Source organism: Bradyrhizobium sp., assembly GCF_036009065.1.
GTDB lineage: Bacteria > Pseudomonadota > Alphaproteobacteria > Rhizobiales > Xanthobacteraceae > Bradyrhizobium.
In genome coordinates, this window is the sequence record NZ_DASYMN010000047.1 from 14,649 (window position 1) to 33,086 (window position 18,438).

The window sequence follows — 18,438 nt, forward strand, 5'->3', positions numbered from 1 at the left end:
TTACGCTAGCGGATGGGGACAGTAATTCAGCGTCTCCGGCGTGGAAGGTGCGCCGGCAAAACCCCAGCGCATCGGCGCCTCGAACAGCCTGCGGCCGCCGAGCCGCGCCTGTCCCCAGCCGAAATGGATTGGCTGCAGGCCGGTCGCGATCGCCCGCACCACGCGGTAGCCGGCCTCAGCGACGTCCGGCATCGTGATGTCGGCATAGGCGGCACGTGCGCCGGTCTCTTTGAGCCGCGCCGCGACGGCCGCGAGGTCGGCGTCGCCATCGCCGGTTGCAAAGCCGGTGAGGTCGCCGAGTGAGACGGACTTTGCCCCGGATTTGAGGAAATCGAACTCGTAGAAATTCTCCGGCATCGCATGAAACCCGGGATGGTCGTCGAGGTCCTTGACATCCTCATAGGTTTTCAGCCGGCCCGCCGGCGGTTTTTCCCGGTAGCGGACCGCTTCGCTCGGCCGCGCCTGGCACATTTCGAACGCCGCCTTGTCGCACGCGACCACCGGATTGAGATCGCACCCCATGCCGATCAGCCGCGCGGGCCGCGCCGGATCGCTGTCTTCGGCCACCGCCATGATCACGTGCGGAAGCTGGTCGGTGGCAATCTTCAGCAGCCGGACGGCGACGCCGAAGCGGCGGTAATGGCGGACGATGGTCGCGGCATGGCAGCGGCACGCCATCGCATCGAGTTCGATTGCCGGCAGCCGGTTCATCCAGGTGATCATCAGCGCATCGCGCTCGATCGTCTCGTAGAGGCCGCCCAGGATCGCGCGCGCCAGCGTCGGGCCGGCGGCGAGCCCGTTCGAGGTCACCGCGGTGAAATGGTCCTCGGCCCTCGGCATCGGATAGACGAGATGCACCAGCGCGGCCGGCAGCGGCACGGCCTCGCCGGAATTGAGGTCGGTGCCGCCGATCCACGATATCTCCGCATCTTCAGTCCAGGGCCGGAACGCAAAACCTTCCTGCGCATACTGCGCTTGCGAATACAGCACGCAGTCGGCGGGCGTGATCGCGCCTGATGGCGCCGGGCCGGTCGACAGCCGCGCGGGGTCAAGGTGATAGGCGGCGTAGCGTTCGACCGCTTCGCCGAGCGCCGACAGTTTCGCCTCGTCCTCGGTGCGGCCCTTGCCGGCGTTGAGCCGCTCCTGCCGCGGCGCGGCGCGGAAATCGAAATGGGCGAGCATGGCGGTGCAGAGGTAGGGCGGCACGGGCTCTTCGGGCCCGCGATGCTGCGGCAACAGCTCGGTGACGAGACCGGTGCGCGAACTGACCAGGAGATCCCATGGCGCCGCGGTCATCCTGCGCAGACCGGGCAGCCGGGCTTGCGGAGCACGACATGCTTCTGCATCGCAAGGGTGGTGAGGTTGAAGACGAGCAGGCGCCCGCCGAGCGCGGGCGCGGCCTGGCCGGTCAGCAAATTGAGCGCTTCGGTCCCGATCAGGCTCGCAAGCAGGCCGGCGCCGAACACCAGCCTTTCGCGCTTGTCCCCCGCATCGGCCTTCATCTTGTCGCTGTGGCGTTCCTGCGCAAACCGCGACGGCGGATTGCCGGCGCAGGCGACCATGCGCATGCGATAGCACATGAAGCAGGGGCTGCCGTCGGTGCCGTAGAATGCGGGGCCGGCGATGACTTCGGTTCCGGCAAGCTCGCCCGAGATCCAGCGCACGCACGCCGCGCGGCAGGCCTGGTTCAGCTTGAAGGCAAGATTGATCATGCCGGCGTCGAGGCATGAAATGACCAGGTCGGCGCCATCGATAGCCGCGGCGACCTCCTGATCGGTTATGGGCTGCGCCGTCACCGCGTTGGCGGCGACTTCCGGCGCGGTGTCGGCAATCCGCGCGGCCAGCGCCTCCGCGCGCAGGCGGCCGACATCGGCGAGGCTGAAGGCCGGCGACAGATAGGTGTCGGCGGCCGACACCGTGCAATGGTCGACGCCCGCAACGCGGCCGACACCCGCGGCCGCAAGCGCATGCATGACCGAAGCGCCGGAGCCGCCCAGGCCGAACACGACGACGCGCGCGGCGGCAAGGCGGCGCTGCGCCTCATCGGCGTTTTCGGCGACCTCGTGAAAATAATTCAGTTGCGGCTGCAGCCGCGGCGGCCCGGCGGGGCGGTTGTCGCCCTCGACGACGATGTTCTGCGCCGCGAGCAGCGAAAGCGCGCTTTCCAGATCGGCGCGGTCGAACAGGTCGGCGGTTTGCGCGCACAGTTCCTCGAAACTGCGCCGTCCGTCCAGCAGCGGCATGACGTGGCGATGGAATTCGCGGAAGGACCGGCCCTTGAGGGTCAGCGACCGCTGCGCCGAGACGATCCGTAAGGTCTCCTCGCCCGATGCGTCCGGCGGCTCGCACCAGGCCTCGAAATGGCTAGGCATCAGCGGTTTCGAGAATGGCTGCATGCTGCCCCTGCTTGACTTCCTGCGCTGCCGGCCGCGCGCGGAACACGGCGAGACTGAGGACACTATCGCCCGAGCGCGCCAGAAGCTTGCGCCGTTCGAAATCACCAAGCGTCGCCTCGATCTCTTCGGCGGACCGCCCGTAAGCTAGCGCCAGCGTTGCAACCTTGGCAACCTGGTCGCAGCGCGCATAGAGTTCGGCCGCAAAGCCCTTGAAGGCGTGTTCGGGAGCGGTGGCGCAGGCGCGGCTGTCGGAAATTTCCAGCGTGCGGCCGTCATAGCGCGCATCGAGCCGGGGATAGGTCTCGGGCGGCCCGTAGCGTGACGCGGTCCACTTGCCCACCTGTTCCTGGACCGGACCGAGGTAGTCGTGCGGCGTGCGGCCGTCGCCGTAATCGAAATCGAAGAAATAAGCGAGGCGGCTCAGCTCGCGCCGCCCGAACGGGAAAACGTAGAAATAGGCGCGCGCCGGGCGCATGCGCTTGAAGCCGAATGCATCGGCGCGCGAATGGAACGGGCTGAAGCGGTCGAGCCGCACCATGCCGCACGAGCACGGCGGATCGAGATGGGCAAGTTTTGGGATCAGCCGCGCCGTCTCGGCATAGTCGCCGGGGTTTTCCCCCGGGAAGCCGCCGAGGATGTTCCAGGCCACCTCGATGCCGAGCTCCTTGCTCCAGCGCAGCAATTGAACGTTCTGCAAGCCGGTGCAGCCCTTTTCCATCAGCTTGAGCACGCCATCGGAAAAGCTTTCGATGCCGGGCTGGATCTGCGTGAGGCCGCCCGCGCGCATCTGCTTCAGCTGATCGTAGCGGAGGTTGGCCTTGACCTCGTAGAAAATGTCGAGCTTGAAATCCGCATCCGCCAGTTTGGGGAACAGCGTCGTCACGTATTTCATGTCGAGGATGTTGTCGACGAAGCCGACACGCCTGGTGTTGTGCCGGCGCGCGAGATAGTCGATCTCGTCGAAGGCACGCTGCGGCGTCTTGGAGCGAAACGCCATGGTGTCGCCGTTGAGCCCGCAAAATGTGCAGTGATGCTTGGCGCCCCACCAGCATCCGCGCGACGTCTCGAGCACGAGGTGGCCCTCGAACTGCCCCGCCAGCTTTGAGGCGGCAAGATCGCCGAAAAATCCGTCGAAATCCGGAAACGGCAGCGCGTTCATGTCCATGACCGGCGCGGACCTGACGGCCTTGTCGGCCCGGCCCTGCTCGAGCACGCCGGGGACCGGCAATTTGGGCGCGTTCCTTAGCAAACGGTCCAGCAGTTGCGGGAAGCTGGTGTCGGACTCGCCGGAGCAGAGATAGTCGATCCAGGGGAAACTCTGGATCATCTGAAGGCCCATCTCGCCCTCGCAGTTGGCGCCGCCGAACACGATGACCGGCGGATCCTGCAGCGCCTTGAGCCGGCGCGCGACCGCGAGGCACGCGCAGGTCTGATGGAAGGTCGTGGTGAAGCCGACGATGCGCGGCGCCTGCGCCATGATGGAAGCGACGCAGGACTCCAGATAGGCGGTGCGCGAACGCCGCGCCTCGGTCATGGCGTCGATCAGGTTCTGATCCTGGCCGGCCATCGGGATGAAGATGTCGGTGAGATACGCATCGGCGTCCGGTATTTCCGCGCCAAACAGATCGTCGGCGAAGAACCATTCGCCGATCAGAATATTGGGCGGAAACGTCGTCGCGATGCGCTGATAGGGCTCAAGGCCCATGTCACCGGCAAGCGCCAGGTTGAAGTACATCACCTTCGCGGAATAGCCGGCCGCCTCAGCTTCCGCGGCGAGAAGGCTGACGCCCATCGACGGGCGGCCGGCGTCTGCAAAGGGCATGACCGGGAATACGACATCCACGTTCAGCACTCCCTGGCGAGATGTCAAAGCTGCGGCTTGTGCCTACCCTCCGAGACCGCCGAAGCCGCCGCCGCCGAGACCGCCGCCGCCGAAGCCGCCGCCCCCGATGCATTCATTGATGCATTCCTGAATGCAGCATTGGCGGATCGTGCAGGCGCGGATGGTGCAGGGGCGGATCGTGCATGGTTGGACGATCGTGCACTGGTGGACGATGCATTGCTGGATGCATGGCTGGACGACAGTGCAGGCGCGGATGCATTGATTGATCACGCAGGCGTCCGGCGTCGGGGTGAGGCCCACTGCGCCCCCGGCCGCAGGCGATGGCGCCGCCGCCGACGTCGCGCCGCCCATCATCGAAGCGACCTTGTTGTAGGCCTTCATTTCCTCTTCGGTGACGTGCAGGTTCTTCAGCTTGTCCTCAAGCTCGGCCACCCTCATTTCGAGGGTTTTCTCGGTCTCATTATTGTCAGCCATGGGAGCGTTCCTCTTGTCGCTGGTTACTGCCGTGCAAACAAATGAACGCGCGATGCTCCCCCTGTTTCGAGGGCGAGTCAATCGATTTTGCAACCGAGGGGTTGTGGGGGAGGGTGAAGGGGTCCGAGCACATGCCATTGTGCCGGGCATCCACCTTCAGGTCGTCATGCCCAGGCTTGTCCCGGGCATCCACATCTTATTAAAGGCGCTAAAGCAAGAAAGACGTGGATGGCCGGGACGAAGCCCGGCCATGACGGAAAGTGAGCTAAACGTTCATAAGGAGATCGAGATGCGCGGCGCGGGTTTTCTGGCGATCTGGAGCGACGTCGAACAACAATCGCTCACCGACTACCGGCACTGGCTGACGCGCGAGCACACCACCGAGCGCGTGACCATGAAGGGCTTCCTCGCCGTCCGCGTGTTCCGCGCCGACCGCTCCGACCTCAATCGTTTCTTTATCCTCTACGAACTGCAAGCCCCCGAGGTGCTCGACGGCCCCGCCTATCTGGCGCGCCTCAACGCCCCGACGCCATGGTCGCAACGCATCATGCCGCAGCTCGGCAATTTTGTCCGCGGCGGCGGCGTCATGACAGCGCGAGCCGGCCGCGGCGAGGGCGCTACTATCGCAGCGCTGCGTATCGAGCATGTGCCGGAAGCGCCGCAAGCACTCGCCGACGCCCTGGTGGCGCTGGACGGGATTGCCGCGGTGCAGGTAGGGGTGACCGACCAGGCGCGGACGTCGGTGCCGACGGTGGAAAAGGGCATGCGGCAGCAGGAGGGGTTCTTTGCCGGGCTGCTGATCATCGAGGCGCTGGACGAGGCGGCGTTGCGCGGAGCGCTGCGCAAGGCGGCGGAGATCGCGCCGCAGTCCGTGCCCGGGGGCGAGGCGGAGGTTTATCGGGGGATGTTTGCGCTGGATGCGCGGATTGCGGATTCCGGATAGACTGGGCGCGTCATTCCGGGGCGCGCCTCTTCGGCGCGAACCCGGAATCCAGAGGTCGGGTGCGTGGCTGGATTCCGGGTTCGCTCGCCAACAGGCGAGCGCCCCGGAATGACGGCAGCGCCGCGACTCCTCTTTTTTCCACACCGCGGAGAACCCCGATCCTTGACCCGCACGCGCTTTCTCACCGGATTGATCGGAGCACCGATCGCGCATTCGGCCGCGCCCGCGATGCACGAGGAGGCGGCGCTCGACCTCGGCGTGCGCTGCCACTATCAGCTCATCGAGGTGACGGGCGCCGACAGCGAGGAATTGCGCGTCCTGCTGGAAGGCGTGCGCCGCCTCGGCTTTGCCGGCGTCAACGTCACCTTTCCCTACAAGGAAGCCGTGGTGGCCCTGCTCGACGAACTGTCGCCGGATGCCGCCGCAATGGGAGCGGTCAACACCGTCGTGGTCCGGGATAACAGGCTGATCGGTTACAACACCGACACATCAGGCTTTGCGCGGGCTGCCGCCGGTCTGGTTGCGGACGTAGGGCAGGGGTGCGTGGCGGTGATCGGCGCAGGCGGCGTCGGCAAGGCAATTGCCTTCGCGCTGGCGAAGCTCGGCGTTGTTGAGTTGCGCATATTCGATGCCGACCGTGCGAAGGCCGATCGTCTCGCGCTGCTGCTGCGGCCGCACGGCCGGGCCATCGTCGTCGATAGCGTCGAAGATGCGGTTCGGGGAGCAATCGGTCTCGTCAACGCAACGCCGGTGGGAATGCTTCCCAGCCGGGAGTCTCCGGTTCCGGAGGCGCTTTTGCACCGCGGACTGTGGGTTGCCGATGCCATCTATCATCCGCTGTGGACGCCGCTATTGATGGCTGCGAAGGCGAAAGGGGCGCAGGTGATGACGGGACGGGAGCTTGCGATCTACCAGGCGGCTGATGCGTTTGAGTTGTTCACCGGGCGTGCGGCGTCAACGGCGGTGATGGGGAAAGCGTTTGATGGGGTGATGAGCGAAGCGCGTGCGAAATGAGCGCAATCCCCGCACACGATCCTGACGATCTTGGAGAATGATTGCTAGACGCCTGTGAATCAAATAGAACATAATAAGAACAGGGCATTCAATGGCAACACAACCGGGATATGATGGGCGGGCGATAGCGAACTTCGTCCTCGACTATTGCGATCGAAAAGGCCGCAGCGTCACAAATCTAGCCCTGCAGAAGATCATCTATTTCTGCCACGTCTGGTCTTTGATTGAACTCGGACGCCCGCTGGTCCGGCATAAGTTCGAAGCTTGGGAATTTGGGCCGGTGCTTCCCTATCTCTACCGCGAATTTAAGGACCATGACCGGTCGCCTATCACGGAACGCGCAACGCAACTCGATCCGACGGATGGCAAACAGCGCGTGGTCGCGTATGATTTCGATGAACAGACAGATTCGCTGCTCCACAGGATCGCAGGTTTTTACAGTCAAATGCGTGCCGGCGACCTTGTAGCACTAAGTCACGTCCCGGGAGGGCCTTGGCATACCGTGTGGAATCACGGCGGCAGGATCAACCCAGGCATGAAAATCGAAGATGTAAAAATAGCAGAATTTTACTCGAAAGCGTCGCGGCCCTTCTCAATCCAATAATGGTCCAGACCATGCCAGAATTGCGAGTCCCGTCGATCCAACATCTAGCCCGCAACTGGCGTAGCGATCCAGCACGCATTGCCCGCATCCTTGTTCGTCTTGTGATGAACCCTCCTCGCTTCAACTACAATCCGCTGTATGGCGCTGTGCGGGACATGCTCGTGCTAGGCGTTCCGTACGATCAAGTTGTTGAAGGTATTCGTCGCATCCAACGGGAAAGCGTTCGGAAAAATCTCTTAGAGGTTCTGCCTCTGATCCGAGATCACTTTGCCGGCGTCGCTCCGGATTTCTATCAGACCATCGACAAGCGTTTTTATCCGGTCGGTCGCGGGCTGATGGTCCCGTTCGAGCCCCCCATGATATACGGCATGGGCGGTCAGTTATATTTTCCATGGTTCAGCTTTTGGCGTCAGAATCCGCTCGCAAACGATCGTCTTTCGCTGTTCGTGACGTTGGTGGATGAAGTTCTGATGCAGGACCCCGATCTCGAAGCTGCGCGTTTCGAGATTCTGGACTTCAGTTGCGCAGCGCCTAAGCAGCCTCGCACGCTTAGGATTATCGATGCGGGCGAGATCCCGCGTATTGATGCCGCTCGAAAGGCCGAGATGCTGGATGCTTTTGCAGAAGGATATTTGCGTGCGGTTGCGGCTCTGAAGCGAAATTCTGCTGCGACGGATAATGCGGACAAGGAGGCACCTGAGGCTGATCCGGACCAACCCGGGTTCTTTGATTAGAGCAATTGTCGGTCAGAGGCTTGTAGGCTGCGGATAACGGAACGCTCTGTCCTGGATTGCGCTTCGCCCATCCGAGTCACAGGCTGTTCCGGTTTCTGCCGGGGCTTAATCATCCGTCACCGCCAACCGTAGGGTTGCCGCGATGCCATCAAACCGATGCCCAGCAATAGCGGTGGCTAACGCGCATTGAACGAACTATGCCCATGTTGCTCAAAAGAACCAGTTTCAGGGGTGGGAAATGGCGCGTATTTACGGAAATTACGCCATCCTGATGGATGGTCGATGGACACTTGATGACCTTTACAAACTTCCTCGCACCTTTGAGCAAGCGTACTTCGCGCTGGACGCGCTTATTCCCTCGGATAACGATGCGGATGCCGATCGCGTAGCTCGTGCCTTCCGGGCCTATCCTTGGCAAGGGGGTTATAGTGCGGTGAATTTCTATAACCAGCTCAGGTAGGCCACGCCTATCAATGCGAGGCCGAAGGTTGCCTCCATCCGCTACGCGTCGCCCGGCTGGATCGAGCTATCCTTGATATTAGAACAAGCCCAGCTTCTCGCTGAGATCGTAGCCGTGGTCGCTGGCTCGATTGCCGGCTGCAACGCACTCTACAACAAGATTATGAACGACCTGCAACGAAGGAAGTTACTTCGCATCGAAGTCGAGAGAGAAAAGATCGCACTTACCCGAGAGGAGATGATACTTATCGGGGAGTATAACAAATTGATGGCAGACATGCTGCAATTGGGTACGCCCGCGTCAATTGACGCTCGCACAGAAAAGCCGCTTGTCTCTCTCAAAATTTTGCTTTCCGTCTACCGGCGAATCAGAATACTCGCTGACTATCGAATAAAGCGAAAGGCTCTGCTGCCTACTAAACGCGAGCAGACATCGCAACCGCCTCGGCTGCCCGATCTCAGGTGAGAATGCGCCGTCTACAGACAGACTCTGTTGGCCTTTTGCGACAGCCTCGGTTAAAATCAAAACGGGATATCGTCGTCAACATCAGGTTTCGGCCGGTCCTTCGATGGCGCGGGAATTCTTCGGGGGGTCGACTTGGGGAGTTTTGGTGTGCTGTCTTCGATTTCTTTGGTGCGTCCGAGAAGACGGGCGATGGAATCGATTAATTCTCGAACCGGTCTTAGTTCAGTAGCTGCCTGACCTCCAAGATGGGCGAGGCCAATAACTAAATCGGCAAAGCGATCCCAAGGCGCCCGGTCACGGTCGACCTCGGCGAGAAATGCATTAATGAGGTTGTAGAGCCGGTCTTTTTTCCAGCCATCGAGTGGCGCATTGTCTACTATTGTTTTTATTTCGTCGACGTAGCGGCGAAGCTTTTCTTTGTCATCATGGCTAAGTCCTACAGAGTAGCGGAGGACGCCCCGTGCATTTGCGACTTGAATCTGAACCTTGAAATTGTCGATAGCGACCAATAGGTCGCGGTAGTGGTCCCATAACTGTTGACGCTTGCCGGAGGGAAGTGTCCATGGGTCGAGAAAATCGAGGTCAAGTGCTTTTGCTGTGGCAAGGCAATGATTGATGTATTCGAGGGCGCAGGCATCAAAAAAGCCTGACTCGTCGTTATCTTTGAGATCATCGTTCATCTTTTGGCGAAACTTCGCCTCAAGTTTCACGAACGCCATCTCTGGCGTATTGCCCCGGATTGCTTCTATGTAATCGTCGTCGGAAAGCATCAACTCACGGTATCACGAGGGGAATCGGGCACGAATATATCACAAGTCTCGCTGTAACGCTCCCCTGAGGCATTTATGGATTGATGCTTCTGGAGATGCTTCCGCCACGCTCCCGCGGTGATGCGAGAGAGCGCTGCAGACCCTCAATCCACTACAATTTTCGCCCGGTCCGTTGCCTTCACGTGGGTGTGCGCGTCGAGCCCGGTGGCAGCAAAATACGCTTCGCAGAATCGCCCGAACATAGCGAAGATTTGGGGTCCCAGGGCCACCTCACACCGGCGTCGACGCTAGCCCGCGTACGATCGCAGCTCTCGATCGAAAGGCGCAACGAAGGCGCCTTCCAAGCTGCGAAGCGCGGCTGGACCGTCACGGGCATGAACCAGTACCGAAGGTTGATTCCCCCTCCACGTCGGCCAAAATCTTTCCGCCGCGTGGCAAATCTGCGGAAAATTTATGGCGGTCGCGTTTTTCACGGAACCGCGTGCCGCCACACCGCCGTCACCGCTTTGCCGCAACGAAAACCTCCGCAAGCTGTTTGCCTCATGCTTGCCGCAAGACTTGTCGGCGGAGTTAATGTTCGAATCGGGTGGTTTCGACTGAGGCGGCTTAAACCGTTCCCTTCGCTTGAAATTTTACATCGACCGGTGCGGCGCTCACGCGGCGCGTCGTCTCGGATGCCGCACAAGTGCCTGTCAGGTCGCAGGATTTCGCGCGGCTCAGGGGCCGGCTGCCCGTCACACGGCTCAAGCACTTCAAGTCGTACGCTTTTTCGCGTCGTCCGCGCGCAGCGTGCACGCGAACTGCCTTCGGTTCGCCGCAACGCGCCTGAAGTTTGCCGCATGACTCGTCGATTTCACGCTAAGTGCGCCGCCACATTTCGGACCACCCACGTCAAGCCCTTGCACTGACGCCCGGTTTCGCGCGCTCCACGACCCCACCCGAATCGGAAATTCTCCCCTCAGTCCACCACGATCTTCACCCGGTCCCGCACCTTCACCTGCGCATGCGCCTCCAGCCCATTGAGCACGCGAAACCGCTCCGCCGGGCGGTCGACGCCCATCATGCGGTGCGACAGCGATTCCACGGTGTCGCCGGGCTGCACGGTGATCACTTTGATGCGCAGCGGGCGGGCGGCCTGGATCTCTTCCAGCGTCAGGCGGCGGAAGGAGGCCACGGTTTCGCGGGCGTTGCGTTCGCTCTCAAGGGTCTTCTGCTTGGCGGCGAAGATGAAGCGATAGACGTCGCTGCCGAAGCGCAGCGTGGTGATGCGGAATTGCCACGCGTCGCCGTGGGCGATCGCGGTCGCCGCCGGAAAGCCGTTGACGGTGATGTCCTCGGTGGTGGCCTTGTCGACGTTCTCCATCCAGCCTGAATTGAGATACTCAGCCAACGTCTGCTCGGCCGGCACCCGCACCACGTCGAAGCGCATCGCCTGGCTGCCGCCGTCGCGCACGCCGATCACCGCCTGCGCGGTGTTATCAAGCGTAAAGGCCTCCGGCGCCTGGAAGGTGAAGCCGAGTTTTGGATGCAGGAAGCGGCGGCCGCGAACGAATCCTTCGCTGGGGTCCTCGCCGTAGACGATATTGTCGATGGTGGCGAGGTAGGTCTCGCGGTCGCGGTCGCCGCCTTGCGGCGAGGTGTACTGCCGCGCATTGGCCTGCGCGTTCTGCACCCGCTCGGGTGTCGCCGGATGCGAGGACAGGAAATCCTGCGAGCGCGGATCGAGCGAGGTCTTGCCGGCTTTCATCGCGGCATTGCGTTCCATCGCGGTCAAAAAGCGCGAGGCGCCGTAGGGGTCGAAATGGGCGCGGGCGGAAATGCCCACCCCGATGCCGTCGGCCTCGAATTCCTGCGCCCGCGAAAAGCTCGCCATGGTCAGCTTCGACTTTGCCAGCGCCAGCGCGGTGAGATCGGGATCGTTGCCCATATCCGTCACGACACGCGTGACGATGGCGGCCTGCCGCGCCTGGTCCTCACGGATCGAGGCGTGTTTTGCCAGCACATGCGCCATCTCGTGGCTCAGCACCGAGGATAATTCCGAGGTGTCGCTGGCCAGCGCGATCAGGCCGCGCGTGACGTAGAGCTGTCCGGTCGGAAGCGCGAACGCGTTCACCGCGCCGGAATTGAGGATGGTCACCCGGTAGGCAAGATCGGGACGGTCGGAGGCCGCGACCAGCCGGTCGACGGTTCCGGTGATCAGGGCCTCCAGTCTCGGGTCGTCATAGGCGCCGCCATAGGAGGACAGGATGCGCTCGTGCTCGCGCTCGGCGGCGGGCGTCTGCGCCACGGTCCGGGCCGGTTTTGAGGCAGGGGTCCCGGCAGGGGACGCGGTCTGGAAACGGTTGATATCGCCGCAGCCGCCAAGCGCAAGCGCCGCGCACAGCAGGACCGACGCCGCCACAACGCGGCGGCTTTCATAAGTCCCGCGCCCTCGCAAACGCCGTCTTAAGGTCGTCATCTGCCTCTGCCCAGCCGGCCTAATTCTCGCCGGCCATCTCAATCTGCCCCGCTTGGGCTGCCTCGATCCGCGGCCCGCCGCGCGCCTCGACCCAGCCGCGGACCCGAATTCGTTTGTTTTCGAGGGACTTAAGAGAGATTCCCGCAGCCTCGAAAGCGGGCATTGCGCGCCTTGAAATAGTCACCGCAAAGTCGCGTGTCCAGCGCCGGCCGAAATTGATGTAGGATGTTGCCCCGGCCTGCCGCACCGACAGAACCTTCCCCTCGACCACGGTGAACTGCCCGATCCTGGCCAGGATGTCGCCCCGACTTTCCGCGTTTTTTATGGCCGCCCGGTCGGTCCAAATCCCGCGGCGGGCCTGCCGGGCCGCCGCCTCGGCAGCTAGCAGTTCCGCGGCGCAGGCCTTGTCGGCGACGGTGCCTGAGGCCAGCGCGTCGCCCTGTGCGAGCAATTGGTTCTGCACCGGTGTGGCCGCCTGTTGGACAAACACGAAGGCCGGCTGCCGGCCGTAGCGGTCCGGCGCATCGGTCTGTCCGCGCAAGGTGACATTGCGGCCGGCAACAAGAGCACTGAGCGCCGAGGCGTGGGCGGCACTCGTTTCAATGCCCGCAAGCCGCACCTCGCGGCCATCCTCCATGCGAAAGCTGCGCGCGTCGATGATCGCAACGACGCGGCCCTCGCCTTGCAGCTCGAAGCTGCAACCCGCGGCGAGCGCGGGGGGGTTCGCGATGGCCGCGGCGATCACGATCGCACAACGCAATACTGCCACGAGAAACCAGTCATGAAGCGCTGTCGTCTTGGTCATCGTTTTCCCGGCACCGAGCCACACATTCATCCGTCATCCTGAGGAGCCGCGCGCTTGCGCGGCGTCTCGAAGGATGGCCGCGGGGCGCCTGTGGTCCATCCTTCGAGGCTCGCCGCCAACTGCGGCGAGCCTCAGGATGACGGCGGTATTGGTCTGACCGTCAGCAAAACTGGTGGCAGATGTATCAATCTAGTAGAGCATGACGCCCGCGTCCCCGCAGCAATCATTCCGTTTTGCGGAAATAACCGTCGGCTTGCCGCTGCGGGTGGGTTGCGGCATGATCGCCGCCAACAACGAAAACGCCGCACAACAACAATGCGGCATGGCCCTGGGAGGTTGCGATGAAGAGAGTTGCACTTGGATTGCTGGCGTCAACGATGGTGATTGCCGCGACCGCGGCGATGGCACAGTCAAAACCTCCGCTGAAACTCGGCGCCATCCTCGATATGTCAGGGCTTTACGCGGATATTACGGGGTCCGGCAGCGAGACCGCTGCAAAGATGGCGGCGGAGGATTTCGGCGGCGAAGTGCTGGGCCGCAAGATCGAGATCATCGCGGCCGATCATCTCAACAAGGCCGATCTTTCCGCGAATATCGCCCGCGACATGCTGGACAATCAGGGCGTCGAAGCCATCATCGATGTCGCGGCCTCCGCAACCGCGCTCGCGGCGCTCGAGATCGCCAAGGCCCGCAACAAGATCATCATCTTCAACGGCCCGGGATCGATCCGCCTCACCAACGAGGCCTGTACTCCCTATAGCGTGCATTATGTGTTCGACACTTTCGGGCAGGCCAACACCACCGGTTACGCCGCCGTCAAGCAGGGCCTCGACACCTGGTTCTTCCTCACCGCCGACTACGCGTTCGGACAGGATCTGGAAAAGGACACCACCAATGTGGTGCTGAAGTCCGGCGGCAAGGTGCTGGGCGGCGTCAAGCATCCGCTGAACACCTCCGACTTCTCGTCGTATCTGCTGCAGGCGCAAAGCTCCAAGGCAAAGGTGATCGGGCTTGCCAATGCCGGCGGTGACACTATCAACGCCATCAAGCAGGCGGCCGAATTCGGGTTGACCAAAAGCGGCCAGAAACTCTCGCCGCTATTGGCGTTCGTGACCGATATCGACAGCGTCGGCCTTGAAACCGCGCAGGGGCTGTTGCTGGCAGAGGCGTTTTACTGGGACCTCAATGACGACACCCGCGCCTTCTCCAAGCGCTTCATGGAGCGGGTCAAGCGGGTGCCGACATCGGCGCAGGCCGGCGTCTATTCGTCGGTCACGCATTATCTCAAAGCGGTGAAGGCCGCGGGCACCACCGAGCCGGCTGCCGTGATGAAGATCATGAAGGACACCCCGATCAACGACTTTTTCGCCAAGAATGGCCGCATCCGCGAGGACGGCCGCATGGTTCACGACATGTATCTGTTCGAGGTCAAGAAGCCGTCGGAATCCAAGGCGCGCTGGGACGACTACAAGCTGCTGGCGACGGTGCCCGGCAACGAAGCGTTCCAGTCGCTGGAACTGTCGCGCTGCCCGCTGGTGAAGAAATAACGACGTCATTCCGGGGCCACCTCTTCGGCGCGAACCCGGAATCCAGAGGTTATCGCGCGAGATTCCGGGTTCGTCCCGCGCAAGGGCGCGGGCACCCCGGAATGACTGAGCCTATAACAAAGGGACAACAACAATGAACGACATGGTCCTGCAATCGCTCGACAACGGCCTGCTCACCATCACCATGAACCGGCCGGACCGGCGCAACGCGCTCAACGCCGACATGACGCGCGGGCTGGTCGAGGCGGCGCGGCGCGCGGCAGAGGATCATGAGGTGCGCGCGGTTCTCTTGAAGGGCGCGGGCGGCACCTTCTGCGTCGGCGGCGACGTCAAGTCGATGGCGGAGGGCCGCGCGCCGCTGCCGTTCGAGGCCAAGAAAGCGAACCTGCGCCGCGGCATGGAGGTATCGCGCATCCTCCATGAGATGCCCAAGCCCGTGGTAGCGCAAATCGATGGCGCCGCAGCCGGCGCGGGTCTTTCGATTGCGCTGTCCTGCGACCTGCGTGTCGCCGGCGCTTCTGCAAAGATCACCACGGCATTCGCCAAGGTCGGCCTGTCCGGCGATTACGGCGGCACGTATTTCCTGACGCAGATGCTCGGCAGCGCCAAGGCGCGCGAGTTGTATCTGATGTCGCCGGTGCTTACGGCGCAGGAAGCGCTGACGCTGGGCATGGTGACAAAAGTCGTCCCCGATGCGGAGGTCGAAGCCGCGGCGCGTGAGCTTGCGATGTCGCTGGCGCAGGGGCCGACGGTGACGCTGGGCTATATCAAGACCAACATCAACAACGCCGAGCGTCTGTCGCTGGAAGCCTGCTTCGACGCCGAGGCGATGCATCACTCGCGGTGCGGCGACACCGCCGACCACAAGGAGGCCGCAACGGCCTTTGTCGAGAAGCGCAAGCCCGCCTTCGTGGGTCATTGAAATGGCGCCCTACATGCGGCTGCGGCAAATCTGTCTGGTCGCGCCGCATCTCGAACCGGTGATCTCCGACATCGGCTCGATCATGGGCCTCGAGGTCTGCTACCGCGACGGCAACGTGGCAAAATACGGGCTGGAGAACGCGCTGCTGCCGGTCGACACCATCCTGCTGGAAGTGGTGGCGCCGTTTCAGCCCGGCACCGCGGCGGGACGTTTCATCGCCAAGACCAACGGCCGCGGCGGCTACATGGCGATTTTCTGCTGCGACGACCCGGATGGGCGCGGGCGCGCCGCCAACGCGATGGGCGTCCGCACCGCCAATGTGATCGACCATCCGCCCTATCACGGCGTGCAGCTGCATCCGCGCGATTGCCGCGCGGCGTTTATCGAGTTCAATCACACCGACGGCAGCGACGATAGTCTCGGCCCCTATCCGCCGGCGGGGCCGGACTGGCAAAAATCGATCCGCAAGGATGTGACGCAGGCGCTGGTCGGCGTGGACATGGAAAGCCCGGAACCGGAGGATCTTGCCAGGCATTGGGGGCAAATCATCGGTATTCCCGCAGGCAAAAGCAAAAGCGGCGAAGCTCAGATAGGACTGCCCAATTGCACCTTCCGCTTTGTCAAAGGTGCCAGCGAACGCATGAGCGGCCTGACGTTTCGCGTCGGCGATGTCGCCAAGGTGTGCGATGCCGCCAAGGCCAAAGGCCATCCTGTCGCCGGCGACACCTTCTTCCTCGGCGGTGTGACTTTCCAGCTTGTGGCGTGAATGTTGACATCGCGTCGCGCGGACGTTCAAAACAATAAGAAACCAGGACAGCTCTGAATGCCCGCCGCGACCAAGCCCGCCCCGCATCCGCTCGATACGTTCTTCTCGCCATCAAGCATCGCTTTGATCGGCGCCTCGCGCGACCTCGACAAGATTCCGGGCCGGCTGCTGTCGATGCTACGCAAGAATCATTATCCGGGCAGGATTTATCCGATCAACCCGAACTACGGCGAACTCGACGGGCTGAAATGCTATCCCTCGATATCGGATGTCGGCCAGCCGATCGACCTTGCCATCGTCATCATCCCGGCCCGCGCCGTGCTCGGCGCGCTCGAGCAATGCGCCGCCGCAGGCGTCAGGAATGCGGTGATCATCTCGTCGGGATTCGCCGAGGAGGGCGGCGACAGCACCGCGATGCAGGACGCCATCGTGGCGCTGGCCAAGAAAAGCGGCATGCGCATTTCCGGCCCCAATGCGGAAGGCTTCTATAGCGAAGCCCAGCACGTCGCGGCGACCTTCAGCCCCACGGTCGACGTCAAGCCGGGCGCGGTGGACCTCGTTGCGACCAGGCGCCGGGCCGCCATCGTCGCGCAGAGCGGCGGCATCGGCTTTGCTATAAAACATCGCGCCAAGGCGCTGGGCGTTGCGATCAGCTACTGCGTCAGCGCCGGCAACGAAGCCGATCTCGGCGCCGGCGAATTCCTCGATTACATGGTGCAGGATTCCTCCACCGACGTGGTCCTGCTGTTCATCGAGGGAATCCGCGACGTCGAAAAATTCCTGGTTGCCGCCCGGCGCGCCGCCGAGATCGGCAAGCCCGTGATCGTCACCAAGGTCGGCCGCTCCGGCGCCGGCGAGCGCGCCGCTGCCTCGCATACCGCCAGCATGGCCGGCTGGTCCGCGGCTTACGACGCGGTGTTCGCCAAATACGGTTTTATCGTTTCCAACGACCTCGACGAGGCCGTGACCATCGCGGCGGTGCTGACCACGTCGCCGCTGCCGAAGGGCGACCGGGTCGGCGTCGTCACCGTCTCCGGCGGGGCCGGCATCTGGGGCGCGGACACGGTGTCGATGCAGGGTTTGCAGGTGCCGGAACTGCCGGCGCCGATGCAGGCGGAAATCAGAAAATTGCTGCCGTCCTATGGCGCGGCGCGCAACCCGATCGACGTCACCGCGCAAGGCGTGCACAGCGGCGGCCTGCAGAAGAGCATCGAGCTGCTCGACCAGTCCAGCGACATCGACGCCATCCTGGTGGTGCTGTCGCTGTCGAGCGATACGCGGATGCCGTTCAAGCGCGACGAGTTGAAGCCGGTGATCGACGCGCAGCACAAGCCGATCGTGTTCTATTCGTACACGCTGCCATCGAATTTCGCGCGCAGCGCGCTGGCGGAGTCCGGTGTCATCGTGCTGTCGGGCCTGACCCATGTCGGCGTTGCGATGCGCAGGATCACCGACTATGCGAAGTTCAAGCTGGCGCCGCTGGTGAGCGAGACGGCATCCCCGCCGTTCGACCTTGCGGCACAGCTGACGTCGGCAACGCTATCGGAGCACGACAGCAAGTCGCTGCTGCGAAAAGCAGGCATCGCGCTGCCCGATGAAACGCTGGTGACGGAGAAAAGCGCGCTGGACGAGGCGATCGCGCGCGCGAACTTTCCGCTGGTGATGAAAATCCAGTCGCGCGACATTGCGCACAAGAGCGACGTCGGCGGCGTCCGTATCAACATCGCCAGCAAGGGCGAGGCGTGGGCCGCCTATGCCGCCCTGCTGGACAGCGCACGGCAGCATCGGCCGGACGCCGCCATTCAGGGCGTACTGGTCAGCCCGATGGCGAAGAAGGGCGTCGAAATCATCGTCGGCACCATGCTGGACGCCACCTTCGGTCCGATGATCATGGTCGGCCTCGGCGGCATTACAACGGAATTGTTCAAGGACGTGATCTATCGTCCTGCGCCGGTCAGCGCCGCGGAAGCCTCGGCGATGCTTGGTGAACTCAAGGCCGCGCCGCTGCTCAATGGATTCCGGGGTGCCGCGAAAGCGGATATCCCGGCATTGTCGCGATTGATCTCGCAAATCTCGCAGCTTGCTGCGCGCTTCAAGGCCGAGATTTCCGAGATCGAGATCAATCCGGTGCTGGTGCATCCGGAAGGCAAGGGCGTCACCATCGTCGATGCGCTGGTGGTGCCGAAGGGTAAATAACCTCTCGTCATTCCGGGGCGCGCTCTTCGCGCGAGCCCGGA

17 protein-coding genes are annotated in these 18,438 nt (G+C 62.9%); 10 read left to right on the forward strand and 7 right to left on the reverse strand.

What is annotated here, in order from left to right; all coding sequences use genetic code 11:
- From VGP39_RS03270 to VGP39_RS03285, 4 genes are read right to left on the reverse strand one after another with little or no spacing between them, the layout of a single operon-like run.
- On the reverse strand, nt 1–1,296 hold the full coding sequence (locus VGP39_RS03270) for a YcaO-like family protein (protein ID WP_327566673.1): 1,296 nt from the start codon (nt 1,294–1,296) through the stop codon (nt 1–3).
- Nucleotides 1,293–2,372, reverse strand: a complete 1,080-nt coding sequence (locus VGP39_RS03275; RefSeq protein ID WP_327566674.1) for a TOMM precursor leader peptide-binding protein — start codon at nt 2,370–2,372, stop codon at nt 1,293–1,295. Before VGP39_RS03275 ends, VGP39_RS03270 begins: the two co-directional genes overlap by 4 nt.
- Nucleotides 2,365–4,239: a RiPP maturation radical SAM C-methyltransferase gene (locus VGP39_RS03280; RefSeq protein ID WP_327566675.1), complete on the reverse strand. Its 1,875-nt coding sequence runs from the start codon at nt 4,237–4,239 to the stop codon at nt 2,365–2,367. The genes VGP39_RS03275 and VGP39_RS03280 overlap by 8 nt, the downstream gene beginning before the upstream one ends.
- Nucleotides 4,240–4,281: 42 nt before the next feature.
- On the reverse strand, nt 4,282–4,713 hold the full coding sequence (locus VGP39_RS03285) for a hypothetical protein (protein ID WP_327566676.1): 432 nt from the start codon (nt 4,711–4,713) through the stop codon (nt 4,282–4,284).
- 250 nt (nt 4,714–4,963) lie between these two features.
- Here VGP39_RS03285 and VGP39_RS03290 point away from each other — a divergent pair, with 250 nt between their 5' ends.
- From VGP39_RS03290 to VGP39_RS03315, 6 genes are all read left to right on the forward strand, one after another.
- Nucleotides 4,964–5,656, forward strand: coding sequence for a hypothetical protein (locus VGP39_RS03290; RefSeq protein ID WP_327566677.1), 693 nt, complete (start codon nt 4,964–4,966; stop codon nt 5,654–5,656).
- A gap of 162 nt (nt 5,657–5,818) precedes the next feature.
- Nucleotides 5,819–6,670, forward strand: a complete 852-nt coding sequence (locus VGP39_RS03295; RefSeq protein ID WP_327566678.1) for a shikimate dehydrogenase — start codon at nt 5,819–5,821, stop codon at nt 6,668–6,670.
- Nucleotides 6,671–6,761: 91 nt separating this feature from the next.
- On the forward strand, nt 6,762–7,274 hold the full coding sequence (locus VGP39_RS03300) for a Panacea domain-containing protein (protein WP_327566679.1): 513 nt from the start codon (nt 6,762–6,764) through the stop codon (nt 7,272–7,274).
- Complete coding sequence (locus tag VGP39_RS03305) at nt 7,274–8,008, forward strand: hypothetical protein (protein WP_327566680.1); 735 nt, start codon at nt 7,274–7,276, stop codon at nt 8,006–8,008. Before VGP39_RS03300 ends, VGP39_RS03305 begins: the two co-directional genes overlap by 1 nt.
- A gap of 238 nt (nt 8,009–8,246) precedes the next feature.
- On the forward strand, nt 8,247–8,468 hold the full coding sequence (locus tag VGP39_RS03310) for a hypothetical protein (RefSeq protein WP_327566681.1): 222 nt from the start codon (nt 8,247–8,249) through the stop codon (nt 8,466–8,468).
- Between the two features lie 72 nt (nt 8,469–8,540).
- A complete protein-coding gene (locus VGP39_RS03315; RefSeq protein WP_327566682.1) occupies nt 8,541–8,933 on the forward strand; it encodes a hypothetical protein in 393 nt (130 codons plus the stop codon).
- A 56-nt stretch (nt 8,934–8,989) separates the two neighbouring features.
- On the opposite strand, the gene VGP39_RS03320 is transcribed toward VGP39_RS03315, so the two are convergent.
- From VGP39_RS03320 to VGP39_RS03330, 3 genes are all read right to left on the reverse strand, one after another.
- Complete coding sequence (locus VGP39_RS03320; protein WP_327566683.1) at nt 8,990–9,703, reverse strand: hypothetical protein; 714 nt, start codon at nt 9,701–9,703, stop codon at nt 8,990–8,992.
- Between the two features lie 958 nt (nt 9,704–10,661).
- A complete protein-coding gene (locus tag VGP39_RS03325) occupies nt 10,662–12,161 on the reverse strand; it encodes a M48 family metalloprotease (protein ID WP_327566684.1) in 1,500 nt (499 codons plus the stop codon).
- 19 nt (nt 12,162–12,180) lie between these two features.
- The gene (locus VGP39_RS03330; protein WP_327566685.1) at nt 12,181–12,996 is read right to left on the reverse strand and encodes a thermonuclease family protein; all 816 of its coding nucleotides are present in this window, start codon (nt 12,994–12,996) and stop codon (nt 12,181–12,183) included.
- 311 nt (nt 12,997–13,307) lie between these two features.
- Between VGP39_RS03330 and VGP39_RS03335 the strand changes: the two genes are divergently transcribed.
- The 4 genes from VGP39_RS03335 to VGP39_RS03350 all read left to right on the forward strand — a co-directional run bounded on the left by VGP39_RS03335 (nt 13,308) and on the right by VGP39_RS03350 (nt 18,397).
- Nucleotides 13,308–14,513, forward strand: coding sequence for an ABC transporter substrate-binding protein (locus tag VGP39_RS03335; RefSeq protein ID WP_327566686.1), 1,206 nt, complete (start codon nt 13,308–13,310; stop codon nt 14,511–14,513).
- A gap of 133 nt (nt 14,514–14,646) precedes the next feature.
- Complete coding sequence (locus VGP39_RS03340; protein ID WP_327566687.1) at nt 14,647–15,435, forward strand: enoyl-CoA hydratase; 789 nt, start codon at nt 14,647–14,649, stop codon at nt 15,433–15,435.
- A 1-nt stretch (nt 15,436) separates the two neighbouring features.
- Entirely contained in the window at nt 15,437–16,201 is a 765-nt protein-coding gene (locus VGP39_RS03345; RefSeq protein WP_327566688.1) for a hypothetical protein, read from the forward strand.
- 57 nt (nt 16,202–16,258) lie between these two features.
- A complete protein-coding gene (locus tag VGP39_RS03350) occupies nt 16,259–18,397 on the forward strand; it encodes an acetate--CoA ligase family protein (RefSeq protein ID WP_327566689.1) in 2,139 nt (712 codons plus the stop codon).
- Nucleotides 18,398–18,438: the final 41 nt, after the last annotated feature.